Raw genomic sequence first — 23,766 nt, 5'->3', positions numbered from 1 at the left:
GAAGATGTAATGTTTCGCACCATGATGAATGCAAAAATCCATCGTGCTAGAGTAACAGAAGCAAATCTGAATTATGTAGGTAGTATTACAATAGACGAAGATATTTTGGATGCCGTAGGAATGGTTCCAAACGAAAAAGTCCAAATTGTGAACAATAATAATGGAGCCCGCTTTGAAACATATATTATTCCCGGACAAAGAGGAAGCGGCGTTGTTTGTTTGAACGGGGCAGCTGCCCGTCTTGTTCAGGAAGGCGATGTTGTAATTATTATTTCTTATGTATTGGTTCCTGAAGAAAAAGTAAAGACGCATAAACCGAAAGTGGCCATTATGGATGAAAAAAATAAAATTGTCGAACTGCTTCACGTTGAACCGGAAAAAACAATTCTTTAACCCCCTATTTACAGGGGGTTTCTTTCTTATCTTTAAACCTTAATAAACTTTTTCGGAATTGACCTTTTTCTTTTTCCTGTTTTATGATACCGTTGCTTTGATTGAATATTTGAGGTGTTTCAAAATGAATCAACATAAATTCACAGTTATTGATTTGGAGACAACCGGCAATGCCCCTAAAAGAGGAGACAGAATCATTCAGTTTGCGGCGGTTGTTATCGAAAATGGAAAAATTATTGAACAATATTCGTCTTTTGTAAATCCAGAACAAGAGATCTCGCCATTTATTGAAGAGCTTACGGGAATCAATGATGAAATGGTAAAGAATGCTCCGTTTTTTTCGGAGATTGCTCCCAAAATATTATCATTGCTAGATGGCGCTTATTTTGTAGCCCATAACGTGCTTTTTGATTTGTCATTTCTTCAGGAAGAACTGATTCATGCGGGATATGAGGGGTTTTTCGGCCCTATTTTGGATACAGTTGAGCTTGCCAGAATTCTGTTGCCTACTGCTGACAGTTATAAACTATCTGATTTAGCTGCAAAGGAGAAATTATCCCATGACCGCCCTCATCAAGCTGATAGTGATGCGTACGTCACAGCGGAGCTGCTGTTAATTTTACTTGAAAAGCTTCAAAAAATACCGTTATGTACAATGCGTCAGCTATATAAGCTATCTGATGGACTTAAAAGTGATTTACATGTACTTCTCGGAGATATCATTATGAAAAAGGAACAAACCATTGAAGTTTTGCCTGAATCCATCGAAATCTTTCGTGGTATTGCTTTAAAAAAGAAGAAGGATCTTCCGAAAAGTGTTTCGAATCCATCACATTTAGAGTATCCTTTTGATATTGAAAGTAAAGAAGCTCTCTTGCAAAAAGCGTTTCCGGCATTTGAAAGGCGAACCGGTCAATTTCAAATGATGGATACCGTGTACCATTCTTTTCTAAATCAACAGCATTCATTAATTGAGGCAGGGACAGGAGTAGGGAAATCACTTGCTTATCTTATTCCGGCTGTCATCTTTTCAAAGCTGAAAAACGAGCCTGTTGTCATCAGCACATATACAACCCAGCTTCAAGAACAGCTTTTAAGACGGGATATTCTCCTTTTAAATAAAATATTTAGCTTTCCGATAAAAACAGTTCTATTAAAAGGAAGAAATCACTATATCAGCCTTTTTAAATTTAAGCTCTCTTTAAATGAAGAGGACGATAATTATGATACTTGTTTAACAAAAATGCAAATCCTCGTATGGCTGTTAGAAACTGATACAGGTGACTATGAAGAGTTAAACTTATCAAGCGGGGGCAGGCTGTTTTGGAATTATATTAAGAATGATGAGACTGCATTTCTTCAAGGAAAGGCATGGTCTTCTCATGACTATTATTTAAGAGCCAGAAATGAAGCGCAATCAGCTGATCTTATTATTACCAATCATGCATTTCTCCTTTCTGATGCAGGGGCAGATCAATCGATTTTACCCGATTATCATTATGTGATTATTGATGAAGGACATCAGTTTGAAAAAGCAGCAGGTAAACATTTTGGTTTTTCACTTGACTATTTGGCAATCAGGCATTTGCTAAGCAGGCTTGGTACCTATGAGCAGAAACAGCTGTTTTACAAGTTTGAACAGCTGTTGAATGACGTAAAATGGCAAAATAGCGAAATAGTTCATACATTTGAAGTTAACCAGATAATATCGGATTTATCTATTGAATTTGATGAGTTATTTAAAACAATTAGTGTTTATGCAGGAAAAAAAACAAAGGATAAAGGTTTGGCCTTTAACAAAATAAAATATCGGTTAACAAACAATGAGTCCGGGAAGGAATGGAATGCTTTACAAGCTGTTTCGGAGCGGATTTTATTTCTAATCAAAGACCTGATTTGCCTTTTTAAAAAACGGCTGCATGTGATGAATCAATTTAAAGTTGAGCGGTCCGGTGAACAAAAAGCGGTGCTTGAGGAAATAGCTTCAGTTTTTGAAAGTTTGAAGGAAGTCAAAGATGTCATTAAAAACCTCTTTATTATCCAGCAGCCGGAGTATGTCATATGGATTGAGACAGACTTAAGAGCATTTCAAAATGCTACAACTGTTTACGCACAGCCTGTAGAGGTTTCTTCTTTTTTGGAACAGCAATTTTTCGCTGATAAAAAGAGTGTAGTCCTTACATCTGCTACATTAACTGTAAAAAACTCTTTCAAGTTTATTGTAAGAGAGCTGGGGCTTGAAAACCTTGATTATCAAACAGAAACGATTCCTTCACCATTTCGTTATTCTGAACAAGTTCAGCTAATTATTTCTGAAGACCTTCCGGAAATAAGCACAGTGTCCATGGAAGAATATACCGCTTCGATTGTAGAGCATTTGATTTCAATCGCGGAAGCGACAAAAGGAAGAATGCTTGTATTGTTTACAGCTTATGATATGCTAAAAAAAACGTATGAACTCATGAAAGAGAGCGGGTTCTTAGAAGACTATGCATTAATTGCTCAAGGGATCACAAGCGGAAGCAGGACAAGGCTTACACGAAATTTCCAGCGATTTGACAAAGCGATCCTGCTAGGAACAAACAGTTTTTGGGAAGGTGTTGATATTCCAGGAGAAGACTTGTCATGCCTTATTATTGTACGGCTGCCGTTTTCTCCTCCGGATGAACCGATCGTTCAAGCAAAATGTGAAGCGATAAAAAGGAATGGCGGCAATCCATTTTCCGATCATTCTTTGCCGGAAGCAGTCATCAGATTTAAACAGGGGTTTGGCAGGCTGATAAGATCTGAGCAAGACCGAGGAATTATTGTCGTCTTTGACAAAAGAATTATTACAACAAGATATGGAAAAACGTTCCTTGATTCGATTCCAAAAATACCTATCAAAAAAAGCAATATCAATGAGCTTGTTCAATTCATTCACGATTGGCTATGATAATTTATGACGAGGGTCAGACCCCTCCTAGTTGGAGGGAGTCAGCCCCTTATGAATCAGTCTTTAAATGTGTGTGGACTAGAATTAATTTTTTTAAAACATTCATGAATTGTTATCATTAAAGGTTTCTACCTGTTATAATTGTTGTTAGAGTTGTCTGTACTGTAGTTCTAATGTTTCCTATCTGTTGGAACTATATAAGTAACAATTTTTGTCGTGCTTTTAGGAGGAATTCCAGAATGGAAAGTAAAATTGAAATTTTATCAACAGTTAAAGTCCAAAGCAGTCCGGATTTGTATAAAATTGTTGATACATTAAACAGGACGCTTAAGGGGGAAAATTTAATGTTCGGCCTTGCGCTCGATAAGGACGATCAAAATACAGCCGTTTTTACAATTTATCGTACATAAAGAAGTGATTTCATTGAAAAAGTGGATTTTTATTAGCTCACTCGCAATCATCATTATTTTAGGATTTTTCATAAATGTTTATTTAAATGCTGTCAAGCCCGTTAAAGCCGCCGAAGAAAAAGCGGTGAAGATTGCCAAAGAAAAAACAAATTTGAAAAGTGTAAGAGGATTTTCTTTATATAATGGGCTTGAACCATATGATGTTATATGGGGTGAAAACAGCAAAGGAGAAAAAATTATTGTTTGGATTTCTGAAAAAGATAAGAAAGTTACCGTCAAGAAAGAAAAAGATGGAATTTCTAAACAAGATGCAATCAAGAAATTAAAAGAGGAAAAAAATCCAAAAAAAATTCTGGATGTGCGTCTCGGAATGTTAAAAAACAGGCCTGCATGGGAGATATATTACCTTTCTGAGAACGATTTAATAAATTATTACTATGTAGATTTTGAAACAGGGGAATGGCTTACAAAAATAGAAAATTTATAATTTTTTAGGAGGCAATAGCATGGAAATCAAACTTGCACAAAGAGTAAAAGCACTGACACCTTCGTCTACGCTTGCAATTACTGCGAAGGCAAAAGAATTAAGAGCACAAGGCCACGATATAATCGGACTTGGAGCAGGGGAACCTGATTTTAACACGCCTCAGTATATTATTGATGCAGCAGTAAAGTCAATGAATGAAGGGCATACAAAATATACTCCTTCAGCAGGTTTGCCTGCCTTAAGAAAAGCAATTGTGGAAAAAATAAAACGCGACCAAGGGATTGACTATGACCCAAGCGAAATCATTGTCACTGTTGGAGGAAAGCATGCACTGTACACTCTTTTTCAAGTCATTCTTGATGAGGGTGATGAGGTCATCATCCCGACTCCTTACTGGGTCAGCTATCCTGAGCAAGTCAAATTAGCCGGCGGGGTTCCCGTTTTTGTTGAAGGTTCAGAAGAAAACGAATTTAAAATTACACCTTCTCAATTGGAACAAGCAATATCTAACCGCACAAAGGCTGTTGTTATCAATTCTCCAAGCAATCCAACTGGTATGGTGTATACAGAGGACGAACTGCTTGAACTAGGAAAAGTGTGTGTTAAGCATAATATTTTAATTATTTCGGACGAAATTTATGAAAAGCTTGTATATGGAAAAAATAAGCATATTTCGATTGCTCAATTGTCAACAGAATTAAAAGAACAAACAATTATGATTAACGGTTTAGCGAAATCACATTCGATGACAGGATGGAGAATTGGTTTCGCAGCAGGAAATAAAGAAATTATTACTGCAATGACTAATCTTGCTAGCCATAGTACTTCAAATCCGACGACTACGGCGCAATACGGAGCCATCGCTGCTTATTCAGGCTCTGATGAATCTGTTGAAGAGATGCGAAAAGCATTTGAAGAGCGTTTAAATGCTATTTATGATAAGCTCATAGAAATACCAGGATTTACTTGCATCAAACCACAAGGTGCCTTTTATTTATTTCCAAATGTAAAAAAAGCTGTCGAATTAACTGGATATGAAAATACAGATGAATTTGCAAAAGCCTTATTAGAAGAGGCAAAAGTGGCTGTTATTCCAGGTTCAGGCTTCGGTGCCCCTGACAATATCCGGTTATCATATGCAACCTCTCTCGAATTACTTGAACAGGCTGTTGAAAGAATGAAGCGATTTGTTGAAAGCAAAATGAAAATTACACAATAATGGCCAAAGCAATCGAGAATTATTGCTGCAGTTTTATCAGGGCTCTCAGGTAAATAGTGAGGGCCCTGCTTTATGTTGCTTCTTAATAAGGCGAGCGTTATAATAAAGTTCGGTACATAGAGAAGAGTTTTTTGCATTTCTTTGGAGGGAACATAATCGTGACGAAAACAACCATATCAGAAGTTCATAAATTTGTTGGCAATGAAGTAACAATTGGCGCTTGGCTTGCTAACAAAAGATCAAGCGGAAAAATTGCTTTTCTTCAGCTTCGTGACGGCACGGGTTTTATTCAAGGTGTAGTCGTAAAGAACGAAGTGCCTGAAGATGTATTCCAAACAGCGAAATCAATTACTCAAGAATCATCGCTATTCGTAACAGGTGTGGTTCAAATAGATGAACGTTCACCTTTCGGTTATGAGCTGCTAGTTAAAAACGTTGAAGTTATTCATCATGCTGTAAATTACCCGATAACTCCTAAAGAGCATGGAACAGAGTTCTTAATGGATAACCGCCATCTTTGGCTCCGTTCAAGACGTCAGCACGCTATTATGAAAATACGCAATGAAATCATCAGGGCAACTTTTGAGTTTTTTAACAACAATGGGTTTGTGAAAGTAGATCCTCCGATTTTAACGGGAAGTGCACCGGAAGGTACAACAGAACTGTTTCATACAAAATATTTTGATGAAGATGCTTATCTTTCCCAAAGCGGGCAGCTTTATATGGAAGCAGCTGCGATGGCATTAGGAAAGGTTTTCTCATTTGGTCCAACTTTCCGTGCAGAAAAATCAAAAACGCGCCGGCATTTAATTGAATTCTGGATGATTGAACCAGAGATGGCTTTTTACGAATTTGAAGACAATTTAAAAGTTCAAGAAGAGTATGTCTCACATATTGTCCAATCTGTTTTGCAAAATTGCAGTCTTGAATTAAAAACACTTGAGCGCGATACAAGCAAACTTGAAAATATTAAGGCTCCTTTTCCAAGAATAACATATGATGAAGCCATTAAATTATTGCACGAAAAAGGCTTTGATGATATTCAATGGGGAGATGATTTCGGCGCACCCCATGAAACAGCGATTGCCGAAAGCTTTGACAAACCTGTATTTATTACCCATTATCCAACTTCGTTGAAGCCTTTCTACATGCAGCCTGACCCTGATCGGGAAGATGTCGTGTTATGTGCCGACTTGATTGCACCGGAAGGTTACGGTGAGATTATTGGTGGATCAGAACGTATCCACGATTATGAATTATTAAAGCAAAGAATTGAGGAACATCATCTGGATCTGGATGCTTACAAATGGTATCTCGAGCTGCGCCAATATGGTTCAGTACCGCATTCTGGATTTGGTCTAGGTCTTGAAAGAACAGTAGCCTGGATCAGCGGTGTTGAACACGTACGTGAAACGATTCCTTTTCCTCGTTTATTAAATCGTTTATATCCATAAGAGTGGAAAGTCCGCCTTGTTGCGGGCTTTCTTGCATTAATGCTGTGTTTTAGCGAGAAATGGAACGGAAAGAACATTTATCTTCTTTTAATAAGCAGATTAAAGGTATAGTTGGCTTACTTGAAGGTTTTGTCCATGCTATACTGAAAGAGAGGTGTCTTGGGATGAAGGAAAATTTATTGGCTTGGCTTAAAGAAGGAAGTATTACGATACCTGCAGCTTTGTTAAGCAATTATAAAAAAATGAATTTAAATGAACAAGAATTAACACTTCTGTTGCACGTTATTTCTTTTTTAGAAAAAGGGAATGAATTTCCTACACCTGCGGAGCTTTCCGACCGCATGACCATTTCTGCGGCTGAATGTACGGACATGCTGCGAAGATTAATACAAAAAGGCTTTATTTTAATTATTGACGGGTATTCCGAGGATGGAATCCGTTTTGAAAAATATTCACTTGAGCCACTCTGGGAAAAACTTATTGAGCAGTTTTTAACTGAACAAAAGAAACAAAAATATGAAACTCAGCTTCAAGAAGAAACAGACTTATATACAATTTTTGAAAGAGAATTCGGCCGTCCTCTGTCTCCATTTGAAATTGAAACGCTGTCCATGTGGCTGGATGATGATCATCATGATCCGGTTATTATCAAAGCTGCTCTTAGAGAATCAGTTATCTCAGGGAAGTTAAACTTTCGATATATTGACCGAATTCTATTTGAATGGAAGAAAAATGGAATTAAAACGATCGAGCAGGCAAAAAGTTATGGAAGAAAGTTTAGGCAATTTCAATCACAGAGAATGGAACAGCAGAAAGAACAGACGGAAAAAACGAGAACCATCCCGTTTTATAACTGGCTTGAACAATAGGGAAATGTTCGCCGGAAGAAAGTCCTTGTTTTTTTGTAATACTTTTTAGTTAGGTGAGAATCAATGTTAAATAACAGTCAAATACGATATTGTTTGGATAAAATGGCGGAAATGTTCCCAAATGCACACGGTGAGCTGAATCATAGCAATCCTTTTGAATTGCTTATTGCTGTTCTTCTTTCTGCACAATGTACGGACGCACTGGTAAATAAGGTTACGAAAGATCTGTTTAAAAAGTATAAGACGCCTGAAGACTATTTAAGTGTTCCTTTAGAGGAGCTGCAAAATGATATTCGGTCGATTGGGCTGTACAGAAATAAGGCAAAAAACATTCAAAGTCTCTGCAGGATGCTTATCGACGAATATGGGGGATTGGTTCCCATGGACCGTGATGAATTAATGAAGCTTCCAGGCGTAGGCAGAAAAACGGCGAACGTTGTTGTTTCTGTAGCCTTTGGAGTGCCTGCCATTGCTGTTGACACCCATGTGGAACGTGTGAGCAAGAGGTTGGGCATTTGCCGGTGGAAAGATTCCGTTTTGGAAGTTGAAAAGACGTTAATGAGAAAAGTTCCAAAAGAGGAATGGTCAATTACCCACCATCGAATGATCTTTTTCGGCCGATACCATTGCAAAGCGCAAAATCCAAAATGTGAACTCTGCCCGCTTCTAGATTTGTGCAGGGAAGGTAAGAAAAGAATGAAAAGGAAGGATGAATCGTGAACAGCATGGTAAAAGAAATTACGATTCCGTCTGAATTAAGGAATCCTTTCTTTTTTCCGTCGGAGAAATTGATTTGGAAGGAAGAGTTCGCATATAAGCTGAATCTTGGATTTACATTTTTTTATGAAGCGGCTTATTTTTCAGGAATAGATGCTATAAAGCCTTGGGAGAATGCCGAGCAATATGTTCCAATAATTTTTAAAGAATGGAAGGCTGTTAAAGAAAATCTATTAGAGCTTTTTGAAAAAAGAGACAGCGTGGGAGCTTTACAGCCTATGAAAAAGGGAATCGGTATCTTTCTTCAGGCTGTTTTTTGGAGCAATCATGTTCCTGCTCGCCTTAATGGGCTGAATTTTGATAAGTTAAAAGTTAAACCCATTAATGTGTATGAAAGGCTGGAGTTTATCATGAACCGGCCCGGAAATTATCATTCGTTCATTCAGCTATCAGAACTAATGGCTGAACAGGAGAAACAATTTGTTAAACATATGGCTTTAAAAAAAAGAGGCTGACTTTTCTTTGTCAGCCTCTTTTTATACTTGAAATTACCTATTTCTAGAAAATCCTCCTGTTGTTTGGCCAGTATGTCCAGATGATCCGGTACCTCCTGAACTGCCAACACTTCCAGCGCCATTGGCTCTTCCAGATGCACTATTGCCACCAGTGCCAGTACCGCCATTGCTTCCGGCACCATGACCATGGCTGCCGCTGCCACCGGCGCCAGTACCGCCATTGCCACCGGCGCCAGTACCGCCATTGCCACCGGTGCCAGTACCGCCGTTGCCACCGGCGCCAGTACCGTCGTTGCCACCGGTGCCAGTACCGTCGTTGCCACCGGCGCCAGTACCGCCATTGCCACCGGCGCCAGTACCGCCGTTGCCACCGGCGCCAGTACCGCCGTTGCCTCCTGTGCCATTACCACCGTTGTCACCGGGACCATTACCACCAGTGTTACCGTCTCCGGATCCATTGCCTCCTTGGTTGTTACCGGAACCTGGCTGATTGGATCCATTATTTCCGGAATTATCGCCTTGGTTTCCGTTATTTTGGTTATCACCTTTTTTGTCATCTTTTCCGAGATTAGACGGATCAGGTATCTGAATTGTTGCACTTCCCGGAGCGCTTTGCAGATTACCTTTGACGGCAATTACATTAAATTTATAAATGCCTCCCGGCACCGGGTTTGCAATGCTAAATCCTTTTTCTTCAGTAACAGTTAATTGTTGTTCAGGTCCTCCATTGATCGAAACATTTACTACAAATTGTACGCCTTGGTTGTCACCCTCAGTGTTATAATCCCAAGAAAGAACAATTTGATTTGCTTGTTCATCGTATTTCGCTTGGATATTAGGTGCTTCAGGCTTATAGAACTTTTCGGAAACTTGGCTAGGCGCATGGCCTTTCACTGCGTATTCATAAAGTACCATGTTTTCAGGTGTATATTCACTAGCCAGTTTAGCAGGAACCGAGCCTTTTTCAATTCTTACTCGTTCCACGCTGTTAGGCATTTCAAAATCAGGCGTTTCGACGCCTCTTGAAACGTGCTCCATTAAGTTCTTAAACAAGTACTGGGAAATCTTTTGATCGTCGCCGGCTGGTATATAGTTCTCCGTTTGGTCTTTATATCCGGTCCAGACGGCTGCAGTATACCTGGTCGTATAACCGACAAACCAGGAATCCGGAACTGCCCCGTCAGGAATGCCATACCTTTCTCTGTCTGCTTGAGAATAGTTTGTAGTACCGGTTTTTCCGGCAACAGGCAATCCTGGAATGTCTGCACGTGTTCCTGTTCCGTAAGGATCCTTCACAACACTCTTAAGCATGTCTGTAATCATAAATGCTGTATAGTCATTCATAACCACTTTGGGTTCAGGACTTGTATCAATTTTTGTTCCATCACGGAATTCGATAGCTCTAATAGCATGCGGCTCAGTATAGAAACCGTTATTTCCGAAAGCACTGTATGCACCGGCCATTTGCAGAGGCGAAACGCCTTTGTCTTTGTTCCCAAGACCGCCAATTGCATAGGATTCATAAATTTCTTTCAACGGAATTCCTAAACGGTTTGCAAAGTCCTTAGCTTTTTCCAGCCCAACTTCTTGCAATGCTTTAAGGGCAGGAACATTTCGGGAGCGTGCGAGAGCTTCACGCATCGTCATCGGTCCCATATGCCTGTTATCCCAGTTGTTAATCGGAGTACCGTCTGAATAGGTATACGGTTCATCGACTAATGTATGGTACGTGCCCCATTTCAAATATTCAATTGCAGGTCCATAGTCAAGTATCGGCTTAATTGTTGAACCTGGTTGGCGTCTCGTATCAATCGCATAGTTAAATCCTCTTTTTACTTTCTGATTGCGGCCTCCGCCAATTGCCCTGATTTCACCAGTTTTTGTATCTAAGAGAACAATACCTGCCTGGAACTTATCATCAGGGAACTGGACAATATCATTTGAATTCAACATTTTTTCAACATATGACTGGGCATCTGGATCAAGAGTTGTATAAATTTTTAATCCATCAGAAAAAATATCAAAATCACCGTATTTTTCTACTTCATCAATGACAGCGTCGACAAACGCATCGTATGGCTTATCATTTTTTTTACGTTTTTCTTCTTTTACAAGTGTTGATGTAACAGGAACTTTCTGAGCCTTTTCCATCTCTTCTTTCGTTATATAACCATGCTTATACATAAGTGAAAGAACAATGTTGCGGCGTTTTTCCGCTCTGTCCGGATGTTCAAAAGGATTATAGTTATTTGGACTTTGCGGCATTCCGGCCAGCAACGCAGCTTCAGGCAACGTTAAGTCTTTAAGGTCTTTGCCAAAGTAAATTTTTGCTGCAGTAGCGATGCCATGGACGCCTTCAGACATATATACTTTGTTGACATACATTTCAAATATTTCATGCTTTGTATATTTTCGTTCGAGTTGGAAGGCAAGCCATGCTTCTTGGGCTTTCCTCTTTAATGTTTTGTCAAAAGTTAAGAATGAATTCTTAACAACCTGCTGTGTAATCGTGCTGCCGCCTTCGGAACCAAAACCATGCGTGATGTTTGCAATCACTGCACCGCCTAATCGGATCAAATCAACTCCATGATGCTTATAAAAACGGTAATCTTCTGTTGCTAAAACCGCATGTTCAACAAGTTTTGGAATGTGGTCGTAATCAACATAGTCCCTTTTTTCAGAACCTACTTCGGCAATAAGATGATTATTCATATCATAGATCTTTGAAGAAATAGGGTCCTTTAGTAACTTTTCATTTAGCTTAGGTGCATCTTTAATCATATAAGCAAAGGTTGCTACACCTGACAATAATCCAACAAGACCAAGGACAATGAAAGCAAGAAAAATCTTTTTGAAAATTCCTGCAGGGCTTTTCTTGCTTTTTTTCTGTTTCTTGGCGGCAAGCTGCTTTCTGCGCTCCTCCCTTGTCTGATATTTTTCTGCCATATAAAATCCTTCCTTTCTAAGTTCATCAGGATTGGTAAAAGGTTCATGCAAGATTATAAACATAATCTATTATTTTAATATAGTCAATTCGGGGACGAAATCCAATAGGTACATAGTGCCCGAATTTTTCAATCTCTTCCTTGGATATCGACTTTCTGCCTCCATTAGTCATTCTTTCCCAAAACTCTAGCAGATGTTCAGCTTTAAGGAAATATATTTCCTCAGTGGATGAAAACCTGAGAATTACAAAACAAATTCCGCCATGGTTTAAAACATTTTTCATATGCTGAATTTGATGTTCATGAAAGTTTTTTAAAGGAAAGGAAGTCTCATATCGGGTTTCCTTTGCTTCAAAATCAATATATTTCCCCTTATAAACACCGTTGTAATCGGTAGTAGACGGCTGTTTAAAATAAGCCTCCTTAATAACTGCCGCGCTTCTTTTCGGGTAATCAACATGAACAATTTGCACTGGCGTAGGCTTCTTGTGAATGACAGCAATGTTATTATGTAGATAATATTTATTTGTTTCATTTAGATCTTCTTCGAGCGTCATTCCTCGGTTGCTATAAGTTGCGTTTTTTCCTTTCTGTATGTTTTCGGAAAAATTCTGTTTCGGAATATAACGTTTTCCATTCGGATAGTGAAAATTCATGTAAGCCACCTCACAAACTACTACCTATCATAACAAATCTTCACACCCAATGGTTGAATAAAAACTTGATTCCTCCACAGACTAAACATAGCATAAGCATTTCCCAAAGGAGAAGCTGATGACATCAAAAAGCATTTATCAAACGAATCCCGAACGTTCAATAAGCGAACAGGATCTTATAAAGCTGATAACTATTGAAACGAGTAAAAATAATGTTGATAACATCTCCAGAACAAATGCATACTTTGAGTTTTTCTTGAATTATCCCGAAATTAAATGGGCATTTTTGGCGAGCATGGTTTCCAGAAATGCCGGTTGGAATATGTGTGACTTGGAAGGGAAATGGTTATCAAGTATTTTGAGCAAACAAGCTAGGAAAGAGCTTTTTTTAACATATGAACGTGCAAATTGGTTAATCTTTAAAGATGCTTATCCCCAGCTTTTACTCTACCATTATTCGACGAAATTAAATCGTCCGATGTTTCACTTGCGGAGTTTTTTTCAAATCTCAGCGTTCATGGAAAATGAATGGATAACATTTTGGAAAGAAAAAAATAAAAATCGATTGATGATTGCTCTCATTATTAATGAACAAAATGTCATCCAAAAACCCGTGATCAAGCATCCCGTATATAATCGATTGGTGTTTCATTCTTTTCTGTTTTTTTTTCAAGATTGGCTTCACTTTAATTCCGTCCTGTTTCCAACTTGCAACGGTCAGCTTTATGGTGCAAGTGTAAACGGATTTCGTCATGTTAGCAAAAGAATTGACTTGGGAAAGAGGCTTTCGGATATTCTATTTGCTCCAAAATTATATCCATTATTTTTGCAGTTCGCTCAGACCACTCCACATACTGGTTCAAGATATGATTACGAGCAGTACTTTATTTGCAAAAAGCAAAGAGATACGCCAATTTTGCGGGAAACATTTCCTGTCATTGAAAACCATTTAGATGGGTTCGGCGATTGGTTTCAAAGCGGCCATTTGAAAAAGAAATGGCTTGATTCTCATATTCAACATCGACATCCTATTTTGATCACTGATTGGTATTTGAAAAAACAAAAGCAACTTCACTGTCTTATTACTATAAAAAATATTTTTTGAATGAATAGAAGTGAAAAGTGGCTTGATTTTCATCCCAAAATATGTCGAAAAAGAGCAAAGATATACAGAGAATTGCACTTTATTTGCCGAATTAATTCTAGTTTTGTCAATGGTGGAGGAAGAACAAATACAAGAGCGAATTAGGTAGTTATGAAACCGAAGGAGGTATTTGTCATGAAGGAGTTGAATGTTCAAAAAAAAGAGCTGTTGATGATATTAGGTGAAATATATGACAAACTTGAGGAATTAGATTCTGTTCTTCATACCTCGATAACAGAGTACAAAAAAGACTTTCAAGCGGAACATTTAAAAAGACTGTCCGTTTGTGAGGAAAGACTTAAGGCAATGGAATTAGAGATGGATAAGGTTGAAATAAAGGAGCAAGAAAATTATGTCCCAGAAGCTTCAGACGTTATACTTGAACTTGGATATTAATTATTAATACAATGAATAGGAAAGACGTAGTTGGGAGCTTTCATATGTGCTACTTTTTTTAGGCATTGGGAGAAGAAAAAATGAGTGAGTATAAAAAGCTTTATGATTTTACAAAAGACCTTTTAGAGGCGGCAGTAAAAGCATACGCTCGTTTTGAGGAGATAAAAGAGTCGAAAACCGATGCTGATTTCTATAAAGAAGTGAAGCCTTTTGTGGATGAAACTGCAAAGTTAACTGATCAGTGGAAGAAAGCGGCGATCGATTGGATCACGAAAGAAAAGCCTAGAAATTTCCATAAGAAACAGATTGAAGATTGCTCGAAAAATATTGAGATGATTTCAATTCAAGCGTTCTTTTCAATAACAAGCCGAAAGCGGTTTATCGATCATTTCCAGTCTGTCCGTTTTCTTTTGACAGGACTATTAATGGAACTTGAAAGCAAAAAATAAAATAGGACTACCCATAAAGGTCTGACTCCCTCCAACAATAACTTTATATAGATTTTATTAAAATTTGATGGAGGGGTCAGACCCTTTGATTTATTAAGCAAGCCTCATTGATCGGTACATTTATGCGCTTACATTTATGCGCTTACATTTATGCATTTTCGATGAGGGAGTCGTTGTTCAAAGAATCAGGTATTGTTGCGCCTAAAGCTTCAAGCTCACGAACAAGATTGCGATAGTCATTAATGGAAATTTCATTATGGATGTACGCTTTTTTAGCAAAATCCAATAATTGATTTACGTTTTCTGTAGTGTAATCGCGTTTTTGTCCAAATTTCATTTTTAGCTCGTGAATATTCATTTCAATTCCTCCTTCATCTTTTTCCCCTTTAACAACATTTTATCATGGATAATGAAAAATCCTTATTTTTTGAAAATTTAAAACTTCCGACAATATCCTCCGCGGTTAGACAAAATAGGGATGAAATTCCTCCGCTTTCACCTATCTTTTAAAAAAGCATAAAATGTAGAAGTGAATTAATTAAGGAGGGCGTTCGCCATGTTTGGCCGAAAAAAAAGACCAGCCTATGAAATAAATTTTCCGTTTGGGCAAGGACAAATTGGATATCCCTACTTTTCTCCTGCACCGGGTTTTGACTTTTCGAACCAGCGGATTGTCCCTTATGCGGGTTTAAATCAGTCAATGTACTGGAACCCTTACGCATACCAACAACAATTTGCACCTGCAACGAATCCGATACATTCTCCATACGGGAATCATCAGAATTACGCAAATCCATACAATGGACAGCAAAGCTACTCGAATATCCTTTTTCAAAATCCATTACAGCCGGCAGAAGAAGGGAACCTTCAGCCTTATTCACAGCAAATAAATCCTTATCCTGTTGCAAATCCTTATCCGAAATTTCAGTATTTGACAAAGCAGCCTTCCGGAGTTCAATCGATAATAAATTCTTTTAAAACTCAAGACGGATCCATTGACTTTAACAAAATGATCAATACTACCGGTCAAATGATGAATGCAGTAACTCAAGTCTCATCGATGATAAAGGGGCTTGGTGGAATGTTTAAAGCATAATATTACTTATTTTTTATTCAAAAAATGTTGATTTAAGACCACATATACAAAAAGTGTTAAGAAATAAAGGCTCCTACATTGTTGATACAAACAAAACGTAGGAGCCTTTGCTTAATTATTATATTCACTTCTTAATTTGCGCGGATCTTTGCACTTTGATTATTCAGCGTCTATGATGATTTGTTTTCCTTTGAGCTTAGGAATTCTAATTTCTAACAATCCGTTTTGATAGGTGGCTTTAATTTTCTTTTCGTTAATAAGCTGATCAAAACCGATCGTTCTGCTTGTTCGCTGAAACGATTGTCTTTTTTGGTATGATTTCGAAGTATCATTTTGTTCAATAATTGTTTCATCCTTGTTAATGGAAATTGTTAAATAATTGCCTAAAACATTGATATGAATTTGTTCTTTTTTTACACCCGGCAATTCGGCACTCACAATATGCTCTTTATCCGTTTCTTTAACTTCTACAGGAAAAGAGGAAGGCGGAAAAGGGGTCTTGAAAAATTCATCAATCGATTGCAAGAAACCTTTGACAGGTTTTTCATTAAAGAAATCATTTATTGACTTCATTATTTGCCCAAACGGCTCCTGCTTGTTCCGTTTAGGATCGATTGGAAGATTTGAAGACATAAGGGATTCTCCTCTCTTTAACAGAAATATTCACAATATAATATGCATTGATAGGAACAGAGGTTTCATCAATTATGTTCACAATCATTTGAACGATTTATGACAAATAGCCCCGATGTGACGTACATCACACATTCATGCAAAAAACGATTGTATGCTAGAGGTGCGTAATGTTTACAGGGAGGGGATTTACTTTATGTTTTGCTATCAATGTGAACAAACTCCGAATGGTGGATGTAAAATTGTCGGTGTTTGCGGAAAAGATGAAACAATAGCAAGCCTTCAGGATACGATCATTTTTGGACTGAAAGGCATTGCCGCCTATCGTACACATGCAAATCAACTCGGATATACCGACCCATTCGTGGATGCTACTACACATGAAGCGCTTTATTTGACCTTAACGAACTCTAATTTCAATTTGCAGGAGCACATTGATATGGCTATGAAAGTAGGCCAGTCAGCAGTTCGGATCATGGAAGTGCTCGATAAAGCCCATACGGAAAGGCTTGGCATTCCTCAGCCAATCCGAGTGTCACAGAATAAGATTGAAGGAAAATGCATTGTTGTAACAGGCCATAATTTATTTGCGCTCGAAAAACTTCTAAAGCAAACAGAAGGAAAAGGAATTAATGTTTATACCCATTCAGAAATGCTGCCGGCGCACGGATATCCGGAGTTAAAAAAATATCCTCATTTAAAGGGTAATATCGGCAAGGCATGGTACGACCAGAGAAGATTATTTGAAAAATTCCCTGGTGCGATTCTAGCGACAACAAACTGCGTCATGCCGATTAAGGGCACATATGCGGATCGCATGTTTTCATTTGAAGTGGCCGGTCTTGAAAACGTGCAAAAAATAATCAATGATGACTTTACTCCATTAATTGAAAAAGCATTAGAGCTTCCTGAAGCAAATATAGAATCAGATGAAACACTAATAACAGGATTTCACCATGAAACAGTTATAGGATTGGCTCCAGAAGTAATTGCGGCTGTAAAAGAAGGAAAAATTAAACGATTCTTTGTGATTGCCGGCTGTGATGCCCCTGGAAAAGGAGGAGAGTATTACAGGGAACTGGCAACATCTTTGCCGCCTGAAACTGTTATTTTAACAACCTCTTGTGGAAAGTTTCGATTCAATGATGTTGATTATGGAACAGTGCCGGGGACGAATATCCCGAGATATATAGATCTAGGACAGTGCAATAATTCCATTTCTACTGTAAAAATTGCAAAAGCGTTAGCCGATGCGTTTGAATGTCCGATCAATGAATTGCCGGTTAGCATCGTCCTTTCTTGGTTCGAGCAAAAAGCGGTCGCTATTTTGCTTGGATTGTTCAGTCTCGGAATTAAAGATATTCGTATTGGGCCTAAACCGCCGGAGTTTATATCTGAAGGAGTTATGAAGGTTCTTCAAGACACATTTGGATTAAAATTAATCGGTAATGCTCAAGAAGATATGAAAGAAATGCTTCAATAATTAAGTTGGGTCAGACCTCTCCAATACTGTAATTTACTGGAGGGGTCTGACCCTTTCTAAATTATAATATTTCTTCTAACAGCCTTTCTGGTGTTAAAATCATGTCTCCGTTTCCGTCCATTTTGATTAGATTCTCTTTTTTCATTTTGGTTAGTGTGCGGCTTACAGTTTCTCTTGTCGTACCAATCATATTTGCTAGGTCTTTATTCGTAAATTCAGCTTTTAGTAATAAGCTGCCATTATCTAATTTGACGCCATGTTCCCGAGCAAGCCTGATGAGCAGTTTAATGATTTGCTCGTATGTATTATTCAATATTAGTTCTTCGAGCCGTTTTTGGAGGTCAACAATTTTTTCACCAAGAATATTAAAGACTTTAATGCATAATTTAGGATTTTCGATTAAAACATTTTCAAAACCGGATATCGGCACAACCACCAGTGTTGATTTTTCCATTACTTCTGCAAAAGCAGGGTACTCGCCTTTTCGGAAAAAACCGACATGGGGAAACATATCTCCTTTTTTTAGGATGGCGACAATTTGTTCCTTTCCATGTGTATCTGTTTTGTAAATTTTAATTTTTCCATCATAAATAAAATATACGTTTTTCAGCGGTTCTCCTTGCATAAAGACATGACTGCCTTTTTTCCATTCTCTCGAAAAAGACACAGAAACAATTTTTCCTAATTCCTGATCATTGAGTTCCTTAAAAAGATCAAAAGCAGAAAGCGCGTTTGTTATTTCCTCATTTTTCATTTTTTCACCTCAAATGATTGAACTCTTGAATCAATTGTAACAAATGATAATGTTGTTTAGATAGTGATAACCGTTCAACTCATAGTGAATGGAAGGGACATTTTATTATGCAAAAATTAGAAAAACATAACTGAGGGTAATTCTCTTTAATAACGAACGTTTATTCGTTACAATAGATGGTATGAGGTGAGGGATATTGAAGGTTCGAAAAGATTTACAAGACATATTGTCGATGTTAAAAAATAACGATGAATACAGGCAAAACATTGTCCATTGGCACACAATTGAGGAAAGGGAAGCCAAGACAGTTGAATTGCCGGAAGAAATCCATCCGTCCTTAAGGCAAGCACTTGAAAATAGAGGGATTAAGAGACTATACACCCATCAAAAATCAGCCTATGATGCTGTCATGGATAACAAGAGCATCGTTGCAGTCACACCGACTGCTTCCGGAAAAACATTGTGTTATAACTTGCCCGTTCTCGAGACAATTATCAATAATCCAAATGCGAGAGCTTTATATATCTTCCCGACAAAAGCGCTTGCGCAGGACCAAAAAAGCGAAATCAATGAATTGATTCAAGAAACAGGAGTGAGTATTAACAGTTATACGTATGACGGTGATACTCCATCAAATATACGCCAAAAAGTCAGGAAAGCCGGGCACATTGTCATAACGAACCCTGATATGCTCCATTCCGCTATCCTTCCTCATCATACAAAATGGGTTTCTTTATTTGAAAACTTAAAATATGTTGTGATCGATGAACTCCATATTTACAGAGGCGTTTTTGGCAGCCATGTTGCGAATGTCATTCGGCGTCTTCGAAGAATATGCCGATTTTACGGAACAGATCCGATTTTTATTTGCACATCGGCGACAATTGCTAATCCGCTAGAGCTGGCAGAATCGCTTACCGAAAAGAAAATGGAACTGATTGACAATAACGGTGCTCCAAGCGGTAGGAAGCATTTTCTTTTTTACAATCCGCCGGTTGTCAACAAGCCTTTAAACATTCGAAGAAGCGCCACTCTTGAAGCAAGAAAGCTTGCAGGAGAATTATTGAAAAATAAAATCCAAACGATTGTGTTTGCCAGAAGCAGGGTGCGGGTTGAAATATTGCTTACATATTTGCAGGACCTTGTGAAACATCAGTTAGGGGAAAAATCGATTAGAGGATATCGAGGAGGTTATTTGCCAACCGAGCGGAGGGAAATTGAAAAAGGGCTTCGTTCTGGTGAAATTTATGGGGTTGTCAGTACAAATGCCCTTGAATTAGGCGTAGATATTGGGCAGCTCCAAGTGTGTATCATGACCGGCTATCCTGGTACAATTGCAAGCGCATGGCAGCAGGCGGGAAGGGCAGGCAGAAGACACGGAGAGTCTCTCGTTATCCTTGTCGCGAGCTCAAGCCCTTTAGATCAATATATCATCCAAAACCCTGATTTTTTCTTTAACAAAAGCCCTGAAACAGCTAGAATCAATCCTGACAATCTTATTATCTTAGTCGATCATATTAAATGTGCTGCCTATGAATTGCCGTTCAAACGAGGAGAGAAATTCGGTTCAGCCGAGACAGAGGATATACTGGAATTTTTAGCGGAAGAAAGGGTGTTGTTTCAAAACGGTGATAAATGGTACTGGATGAACGACTCGTTCCCGGCCCATAATATTAGTTTGCGGTCGGCATCACAGGAAAATGTTGTGATTATTGACCAGTCAGATGCGGCAAATGTGAAAGTGATCGGTGAAATGGACCGTTTCTCAGCGATGACGTTATTGCATGAAGAGGCTATTTATTTGCATCAAGGGATACAATATCAAGTCGAAAAGCTCGATTGGGAAGAAAAAAAGGCATATGTGAGGGAAGTCGATGTCGATTATTTTACCGATGCGAATCTTGCCGTACAGCTTAAAGTCCTTGAAGTAGATAAAACGAGGAACGATAATAGAACAGAAATTGCGTTCGGAGATGTAAGCGTACATGCAATGGCGACAATTTTTAAAAAAATAAAATTTGAAACCCACGAAAATATCGGATCGGGGCCTATTCATCTTCCCGAGGAAGAACTTCATACGAATTCAGCCTGGATTTCATTGCAAAAAGAGTTAAAAGATTTTGGACAGGATCGGCTTGAACAGGGGTTAATTGGTGCAGCCCATGCATTAAAACATATCGCACCTTTGTTTGTCATGTGTGATCCACAGGATATTCATGTTGTTCCGCAAGTGAAGGCGGCACATAATGAAAAGCCGACCATTTTCTTTTATGACCGTTATCCGGGCGGTATTGGTTTAAGTGAAAAAATTTACGAGGGAATGGAAAAAGTTCTAAAGGAAACAAAACAAATGGTTCAAAATTGCCAATGTGAACATGGATGTCCATCTTGCATTGGAATTGAAAGTGAAAATGATACAGTAAAAAATGATGTTTTGAAATTATTGGACATATTTTTGTCAGTATCTGTACCGCAAGGGATGTGGAATGATGACGCTTAAGAATAAATTAAATCGGCTCAAATCCCATCTGGTGAGAGAAGAAAAATCGATTCAAAATGAGAAACAAACAGTAATGGAAATTCCTTATTTAGATGAGTGGAAAAAGGAAAATACTTCGCCATTTTTTTTCGATGACAGTTATTGTTTTGTACGCGAAGTAGCCTATCCTCTTTCGTATCAGCATGGAAAATATCGCTTCAGTGATTTTATTGAGGCCGTCCATGCTTGGAATCATTCGGACATTTCCCATCCGCTTTCAGCGGCGGGGTATGAACCGGATGATCTTTTCTTTTTTGATACGGAAACAACCGGCCTTGGAGGAGGAACCGGAAATACCATTTTTTTACTAGGTCATGCGAGTGTTTCAGGATCGAATATTATTTTAAAACAGCACATTCTTCCCCACCCGGGAGCGGAAATCCCGCTTTATCAAAGCTTTTTGGAAAATGTTGATTACAGGACGCTTGTAACATATAACGGGAAATCTTTTGACTGGCCTCAAGTAAAAACAAGGCATACTTTAATCAGGGAGCATGTGCCAAAGCTTCCTCCATTTGGGCATTTTGATCTATATCATGCCGCCAAAAGAATATGGAAACATAAACTAGAAAACATTAAATTATCGACCGTTGAAAAAGAAATACTCGAAATAGAGAGAAAAGATGATATTCCCGGTTTTCTTGCACCAATGATTTATTTTGATTTTGTGGAAAGAAAAAACCCAGAGGGCATGTTTGGAATATTGAAGCATAATGAACTCGATATTCTGTCTTTAATCACACTTTATACTCACCTTTCTTATCAGTTGCTCGGGCTTGATGCCAATCAGACAAAAAAAGAAACTTATGAAGTTGGAAGATGGTATCAAGCATTAGGGGACTCAAAGCTTGCACAGAACGTTTTTTCACAGCTTGCAGAACAAACCGGGCCTGAAGCAATTTCTGCCAAGCTCGCCTTGGCATACGAGCAAAAAAAGCAAAAGAACTGGGATGAAGCATTGTCTTTATTTATCGAAGTTTGTAAGCATGGAACAAAAAAGGTGCAAAAAGAAGCATCAATTGAGGCTGCAAAGCTATTCGAACATCGGAAAAAAGATTATGGCCAAGCCCTTAACTATGCAGAAAAAGCGAAGACGATTCATGAAGAGCAATTAAAAGTATTGCGGGTAAAAAGCGATCCTTTTTTAGCTGAATTAAATAAAAGAATTACAAGATTAACGAAAAAAATTACAGCATCTAGAGACTATCAGAAACAGTCATTTAGTAATAGGGAATTGTAACAAATTTTTAAGATTTTTCCGTTGAAAACGGCTTTTTTTTAGTTGTCTGTACCTCTTGAAAGGGATAAAATATAAAATTGAATGGAAAATTTCAAACGGAAAATATTTGTGGGGCTGATCGCAGTGTATAGAACTCTACTTTATTTGTTTTTCCTAGTAATCTGTTTAACTGCCTTTATATTTAGTACACTAAAAGATAGTTTTTATACATTTTTATAATCTTTTTATTTGAAGAATGCGCCTAACATTTAGAAATTAGGTTTTTTCATTAGTACAAGAATCTCCATTCCTACATAGGCTGTTAATGTAGCAAGTCTTCAGGAAAGGAGAAAACGATATGTTCTGTAAACCAAGTCATGTTTTGCCAGCAATTGTTCATCCTACAAAATGCTGCGTAAATCACAATTTTGTTAATAATGTGGTTCCCCATATCCATCCGACTCATACAACAACGGTAAACCACATTAATTTTGATCACCAGCATTTTTTCCCGCAATCGCATTCGGCGGTAAATAATGTAACCAATCAACAATTTTTTAATCCGCCTTACCCTGTTGAGGGTCCGGCATTTGGTCCTCCGCCAAGACCAGGTGCAGTAGCCGGTGCGTTCGCTCCAGGCTATGGACCAGGACCAGGTTTTGGACCAGGCATGGGCCCTGGTTATGGACCAGGTATGGGCCCTGGTTATGGACCAGGTATGGGCCCTGGTTATGGACCAGGTATGGGACCGAGCGCAGTTGCAGGTGCAGAGTCTTTTCCGGGTGCTCAAAAGCCTCCAAATTGGAGATAGCTAGTAAAAAACAACAAGGGCTGTTTCAGCCCTTGTTTACTTACATACATTTTTGGGGATATCAACTCATATGATGTTTTGTATGTGAGCATCCATGACAAGTCGGTTAAATCCTAATTAAAATAAAGGTCAATTTTTTGATTACTAAAGTCTTGCAAGTAGCTATAGAGCGAGAACTTGTAAAAAATAAAGCGTTTTAACCAATAACATCGGAAAGATAAATTGACAATTGTGCTTATTTTTGAAAGAATATTATGTAACGATTGGCAAATACTGAGGTGAGTGTCATGCTGTCTGATAAAATTAAGTTAACGGCGAAGGATATTTTGGAAAAAGAATTTAAAACAGCAATGCGCGGTTATAAGCAGGAAGATGTAGATAAGTTTTTAGATATAATTATAAAAGATTATGAAACCTTTCATCAAGAAATTGAAGATTTAAAGCAAGAAAACTTACGCTTGAAAAAGCAGTTAGAGGAATCTTCAAAACGCCAAAACACACAGGCAGTTGCCGGAACAACGAACTTTGATATTTTAAAACGGCTCTCTAATCTTGAAAAACACGTGTTTGGCAACAAATTGTATGATTGATAATCGTTGGTTTAATTTCTATTTGAAACCCATTGATCTTGATGCCTGCATT

The 23,766-nt window shown here is 38.2% G+C and carries 23 protein-coding genes; 18 read left to right on the top strand and 5 right to left on the bottom strand.

Going from position 1 to position 23,766, the window contains the following annotated elements:
- Window positions 1–9: 9 nt before the first annotated feature.
- The 9 genes from panD (at window position 10) to BMMGA3_RS10140 (ending at window position 8,999) form a co-directional block, all read left to right on the top strand.
- Window positions 10–393, top strand: a complete 384-nt coding sequence (gene panD / locus BMMGA3_RS10175; protein WP_004435223.1) for an aspartate 1-decarboxylase — start codon at window positions 10–12, stop codon at window positions 391–393.
- 124 nt (window positions 394–517) lie between these two features.
- A complete protein-coding gene (dinG, locus tag BMMGA3_RS10170) occupies window positions 518–3,328 on the top strand; it encodes an ATP-dependent DNA helicase DinG (protein WP_004435221.1) in 2,811 nt (936 codons plus the stop codon).
- Window positions 3,329–3,567: 239 nt separating this feature from the next.
- Window positions 3,568–3,738 (top strand): YpmA family protein, encoded by a 171-nt coding sequence (locus BMMGA3_RS17425; protein WP_004435220.1) that lies wholly within the window; start codon window positions 3,568–3,570, stop codon window positions 3,736–3,738.
- Window positions 3,739–3,862: 124 nt separating this feature from the next.
- Window positions 3,863–4,225, top strand: coding sequence for a cell wall elongation regulator TseB-like domain-containing protein (locus BMMGA3_RS10165; RefSeq protein WP_237712838.1), 363 nt, complete (start codon window positions 3,863–3,865; stop codon window positions 4,223–4,225).
- A gap of 25 nt (window positions 4,226–4,250) precedes the next feature.
- A complete protein-coding gene (locus tag BMMGA3_RS10160) occupies window positions 4,251–5,444 on the top strand; it encodes a pyridoxal phosphate-dependent aminotransferase (protein WP_034669377.1) in 1,194 nt (397 codons plus the stop codon).
- 158 nt (window positions 5,445–5,602) lie between these two features.
- Entirely contained in the window at window positions 5,603–6,898 is a 1,296-nt protein-coding gene (gene asnS, locus BMMGA3_RS10155; protein ID WP_004435212.1) for an asparagine--tRNA ligase, read from the top strand.
- Between the two features lie 164 nt (window positions 6,899–7,062).
- On the top strand, window positions 7,063–7,767 hold the full coding sequence (locus BMMGA3_RS10150; RefSeq protein WP_004435210.1) for a DnaD domain-containing protein: 705 nt from the start codon (window positions 7,063–7,065) through the stop codon (window positions 7,765–7,767).
- A 63-nt stretch (window positions 7,768–7,830) separates the two neighbouring features.
- Window positions 7,831–8,487: an endonuclease III gene (gene nth, locus BMMGA3_RS10145; protein WP_004435208.1), complete on the top strand. Its 657-nt coding sequence runs from the start codon at window positions 7,831–7,833 to the stop codon at window positions 8,485–8,487.
- Window positions 8,488–8,492: 5 nt separating this feature from the next.
- Window positions 8,493–8,999, top strand: coding sequence for a YpoC family protein (locus BMMGA3_RS10140; RefSeq protein WP_034669376.1), 507 nt, complete (start codon window positions 8,493–8,495; stop codon window positions 8,997–8,999).
- A 33-nt stretch (window positions 9,000–9,032) separates the two neighbouring features.
- On the opposite strand, the gene BMMGA3_RS10135 is transcribed toward BMMGA3_RS10140, so the two are convergent.
- Entirely contained in the window at window positions 9,033–11,945 is a 2,913-nt protein-coding gene (locus BMMGA3_RS10135) for a transglycosylase domain-containing protein (RefSeq protein ID WP_038502205.1), read from the bottom strand.
- A gap of 43 nt (window positions 11,946–11,988) precedes the next feature.
- Window positions 11,989–12,600, bottom strand: a complete 612-nt coding sequence (recU, locus tag BMMGA3_RS10130) for a Holliday junction resolvase RecU (protein ID WP_004435202.1) — start codon at window positions 12,598–12,600, stop codon at window positions 11,989–11,991.
- Between the two features lie 118 nt (window positions 12,601–12,718).
- Here recU and BMMGA3_RS10125 point away from each other — a divergent pair, with 118 nt between their 5' ends.
- From BMMGA3_RS10125 to BMMGA3_RS10115, 3 genes are all read left to right on the top strand, one after another.
- The gene (locus tag BMMGA3_RS10125; protein WP_004435200.1) at window positions 12,719–13,705 is read left to right on the top strand and encodes a DUF2515 domain-containing protein; all 987 of its coding nucleotides are present in this window, start codon (window positions 12,719–12,721) and stop codon (window positions 13,703–13,705) included.
- Window positions 13,706–13,879: 174 nt separating this feature from the next.
- The gene (locus tag BMMGA3_RS10120) at window positions 13,880–14,140 is read left to right on the top strand and encodes a hypothetical protein (RefSeq protein WP_004435198.1); all 261 of its coding nucleotides are present in this window, start codon (window positions 13,880–13,882) and stop codon (window positions 14,138–14,140) included.
- An 80-nt stretch (window positions 14,141–14,220) separates the two neighbouring features.
- Window positions 14,221–14,589, top strand: coding sequence for a YppE family protein (locus BMMGA3_RS10115; protein WP_004435196.1), 369 nt, complete (start codon window positions 14,221–14,223; stop codon window positions 14,587–14,589).
- 148 nt (window positions 14,590–14,737) lie between these two features.
- Here BMMGA3_RS10115 and BMMGA3_RS10110 read toward each other — a convergent pair whose 3' ends face one another.
- On the bottom strand, window positions 14,738–14,947 hold the full coding sequence (locus BMMGA3_RS10110) for a YppF family protein (RefSeq protein WP_004435193.1): 210 nt from the start codon (window positions 14,945–14,947) through the stop codon (window positions 14,738–14,740).
- A 198-nt stretch (window positions 14,948–15,145) separates the two neighbouring features.
- On the opposite strand from BMMGA3_RS10110, the gene BMMGA3_RS10105 reads away from it, so the two are divergent.
- The gene (locus BMMGA3_RS10105; RefSeq protein WP_004435190.1) at window positions 15,146–15,685 is read left to right on the top strand and encodes a YppG family protein; all 540 of its coding nucleotides are present in this window, start codon (window positions 15,146–15,148) and stop codon (window positions 15,683–15,685) included.
- Between the two features lie 159 nt (window positions 15,686–15,844).
- On the opposite strand, the gene BMMGA3_RS10100 is transcribed toward BMMGA3_RS10105, so the two are convergent.
- On the bottom strand, window positions 15,845–16,318 hold the full coding sequence (locus BMMGA3_RS10100) for an Hsp20/alpha crystallin family protein (protein ID WP_004435186.1): 474 nt from the start codon (window positions 16,316–16,318) through the stop codon (window positions 15,845–15,847).
- A 196-nt stretch (window positions 16,319–16,514) separates the two neighbouring features.
- On the opposite strand from BMMGA3_RS10100, the gene hcp reads away from it, so the two are divergent.
- Entirely contained in the window at window positions 16,515–17,801 is a 1,287-nt protein-coding gene (gene hcp, locus BMMGA3_RS10095; RefSeq protein WP_004435184.1) for a hydroxylamine reductase, read from the top strand.
- A 61-nt stretch (window positions 17,802–17,862) separates the two neighbouring features.
- On the opposite strand, the gene BMMGA3_RS10090 is transcribed toward hcp, so the two are convergent.
- Window positions 17,863–18,555, bottom strand: coding sequence for a Crp/Fnr family transcriptional regulator (locus BMMGA3_RS10090; RefSeq protein ID WP_004435182.1), 693 nt, complete (start codon window positions 18,553–18,555; stop codon window positions 17,863–17,865).
- 196 nt (window positions 18,556–18,751) lie between these two features.
- Between BMMGA3_RS10090 and BMMGA3_RS10085 the strand changes: the two genes are divergently transcribed.
- The 4 genes from BMMGA3_RS10085 to gpsB all read left to right on the top strand — a co-directional run bounded on the left by BMMGA3_RS10085 (window position 18,752) and on the right by gpsB (window position 23,714).
- A complete protein-coding gene (locus BMMGA3_RS10085) occupies window positions 18,752–21,055 on the top strand; it encodes a DEAD/DEAH box helicase (RefSeq protein WP_004435179.1) in 2,304 nt (767 codons plus the stop codon).
- Window positions 21,045–22,334: a ribonuclease H-like domain-containing protein gene (locus BMMGA3_RS10080; protein ID WP_004435176.1), complete on the top strand. Its 1,290-nt coding sequence runs from the start codon at window positions 21,045–21,047 to the stop codon at window positions 22,332–22,334. Before BMMGA3_RS10085 ends, BMMGA3_RS10080 begins: the two co-directional genes overlap by 11 nt.
- 337 nt (window positions 22,335–22,671) lie before the next feature.
- Window positions 22,672–23,124, top strand: a complete 453-nt coding sequence (locus BMMGA3_RS10075) for a CotD family spore coat protein (RefSeq protein ID WP_004435173.1) — start codon at window positions 22,672–22,674, stop codon at window positions 23,122–23,124.
- A 287-nt stretch (window positions 23,125–23,411) separates the two neighbouring features.
- A complete protein-coding gene (gene gpsB, locus BMMGA3_RS10070) occupies window positions 23,412–23,714 on the top strand; it encodes a cell division regulator GpsB (RefSeq protein ID WP_004435170.1) in 303 nt (100 codons plus the stop codon).
- The last annotated feature ends 52 nt before the right edge of the window (window positions 23,715–23,766 follow it).

This window comes from Bacillus methanolicus MGA3, from assembly GCF_000724485.1.
GTDB lineage: Bacteria > Bacillota > Bacilli > Bacillales > Cytobacillaceae > Bacillus_Z > Bacillus_Z methanolicus_A.
The sequence above is the reverse complement of the archived record's forward strand: the minus strand, read 5'-3'. Positions and strand labels throughout refer to the sequence as shown.

Excerpts from the sequence above, each read along its gene's own strand:
- BMMGA3_RS10110 (WP_004435193.1), bottom strand. The coding sequence starts at position 14,947 with ATGAATATTCACGAGCTAAAAATGAAATTTGGACAAAAACGCGATTAC.
- BMMGA3_RS10090 (WP_004435182.1), bottom strand. The coding sequence starts at position 18,555 with ATGAAAAATGAGGAAATAACAAACGCGCTTTCTGCTTTTGATCTTTTT.
- BMMGA3_RS10115 (WP_004435196.1), top strand. The coding sequence starts at position 14,221 with ATGAGTGAGTATAAAAAGCTTTATGATTTTACAAAAGACCTTTTAGAG.
- nth (WP_004435208.1), top strand. The coding sequence starts at position 7,831 with ATGTTAAATAACAGTCAAATACGATATTGTTTGGATAAAATGGCGGAA.
- BMMGA3_RS10080 (WP_004435176.1), top strand. The coding sequence starts at position 21,045 with ATGACGCTTAAGAATAAATTAAATCGGCTCAAATCCCATCTGGTGAGA.
- BMMGA3_RS10135 (WP_038502205.1), bottom strand. The coding sequence starts at position 11,945 with ATGGCAGAAAAATATCAGACAAGGGAGGAGCGCAGAAAGCAGCTTGCC.
- gpsB (WP_004435170.1), top strand. The coding sequence starts at position 23,412 with ATGCTGTCTGATAAAATTAAGTTAACGGCGAAGGATATTTTGGAAAAA.
- BMMGA3_RS17425 (WP_004435220.1), top strand. The coding sequence starts at position 3,568 with ATGGAAAGTAAAATTGAAATTTTATCAACAGTTAAAGTCCAAAGCAGT.
- BMMGA3_RS10125 (WP_004435200.1), top strand. The coding sequence starts at position 12,719 with ATGACATCAAAAAGCATTTATCAAACGAATCCCGAACGTTCAATAAGC.
- BMMGA3_RS10075 (WP_004435173.1), top strand. The coding sequence starts at position 22,672 with ATGTTCTGTAAACCAAGTCATGTTTTGCCAGCAATTGTTCATCCTACA.
- BMMGA3_RS10100 (WP_004435186.1), bottom strand. The coding sequence starts at position 16,318 with ATGTCTTCAAATCTTCCAATCGATCCTAAACGGAACAAGCAGGAGCCG.
- BMMGA3_RS10120 (WP_004435198.1), top strand. The coding sequence starts at position 13,880 with ATGAAGGAGTTGAATGTTCAAAAAAAAGAGCTGTTGATGATATTAGGT.
- BMMGA3_RS10150 (WP_004435210.1), top strand. The coding sequence starts at position 7,063 with ATGAAGGAAAATTTATTGGCTTGGCTTAAAGAAGGAAGTATTACGATA.
- BMMGA3_RS10105 (WP_004435190.1), top strand. The coding sequence starts at position 15,146 with ATGTTTGGCCGAAAAAAAAGACCAGCCTATGAAATAAATTTTCCGTTT.
- dinG (WP_004435221.1), top strand. The coding sequence starts at position 518 with ATGAATCAACATAAATTCACAGTTATTGATTTGGAGACAACCGGCAAT.
- hcp (WP_004435184.1), top strand. The coding sequence starts at position 16,515 with ATGTTTTGCTATCAATGTGAACAAACTCCGAATGGTGGATGTAAAATT.
- recU (WP_004435202.1), bottom strand. The coding sequence starts at position 12,600 with ATGAATTTTCACTATCCGAATGGAAAACGTTATATTCCGAAACAGAAT.
- panD (WP_004435223.1), top strand. The coding sequence starts at position 10 with ATGTTTCGCACCATGATGAATGCAAAAATCCATCGTGCTAGAGTAACA.
- BMMGA3_RS10140 (WP_034669376.1), top strand. The coding sequence starts at position 8,493 with ATGGTAAAAGAAATTACGATTCCGTCTGAATTAAGGAATCCTTTCTTT.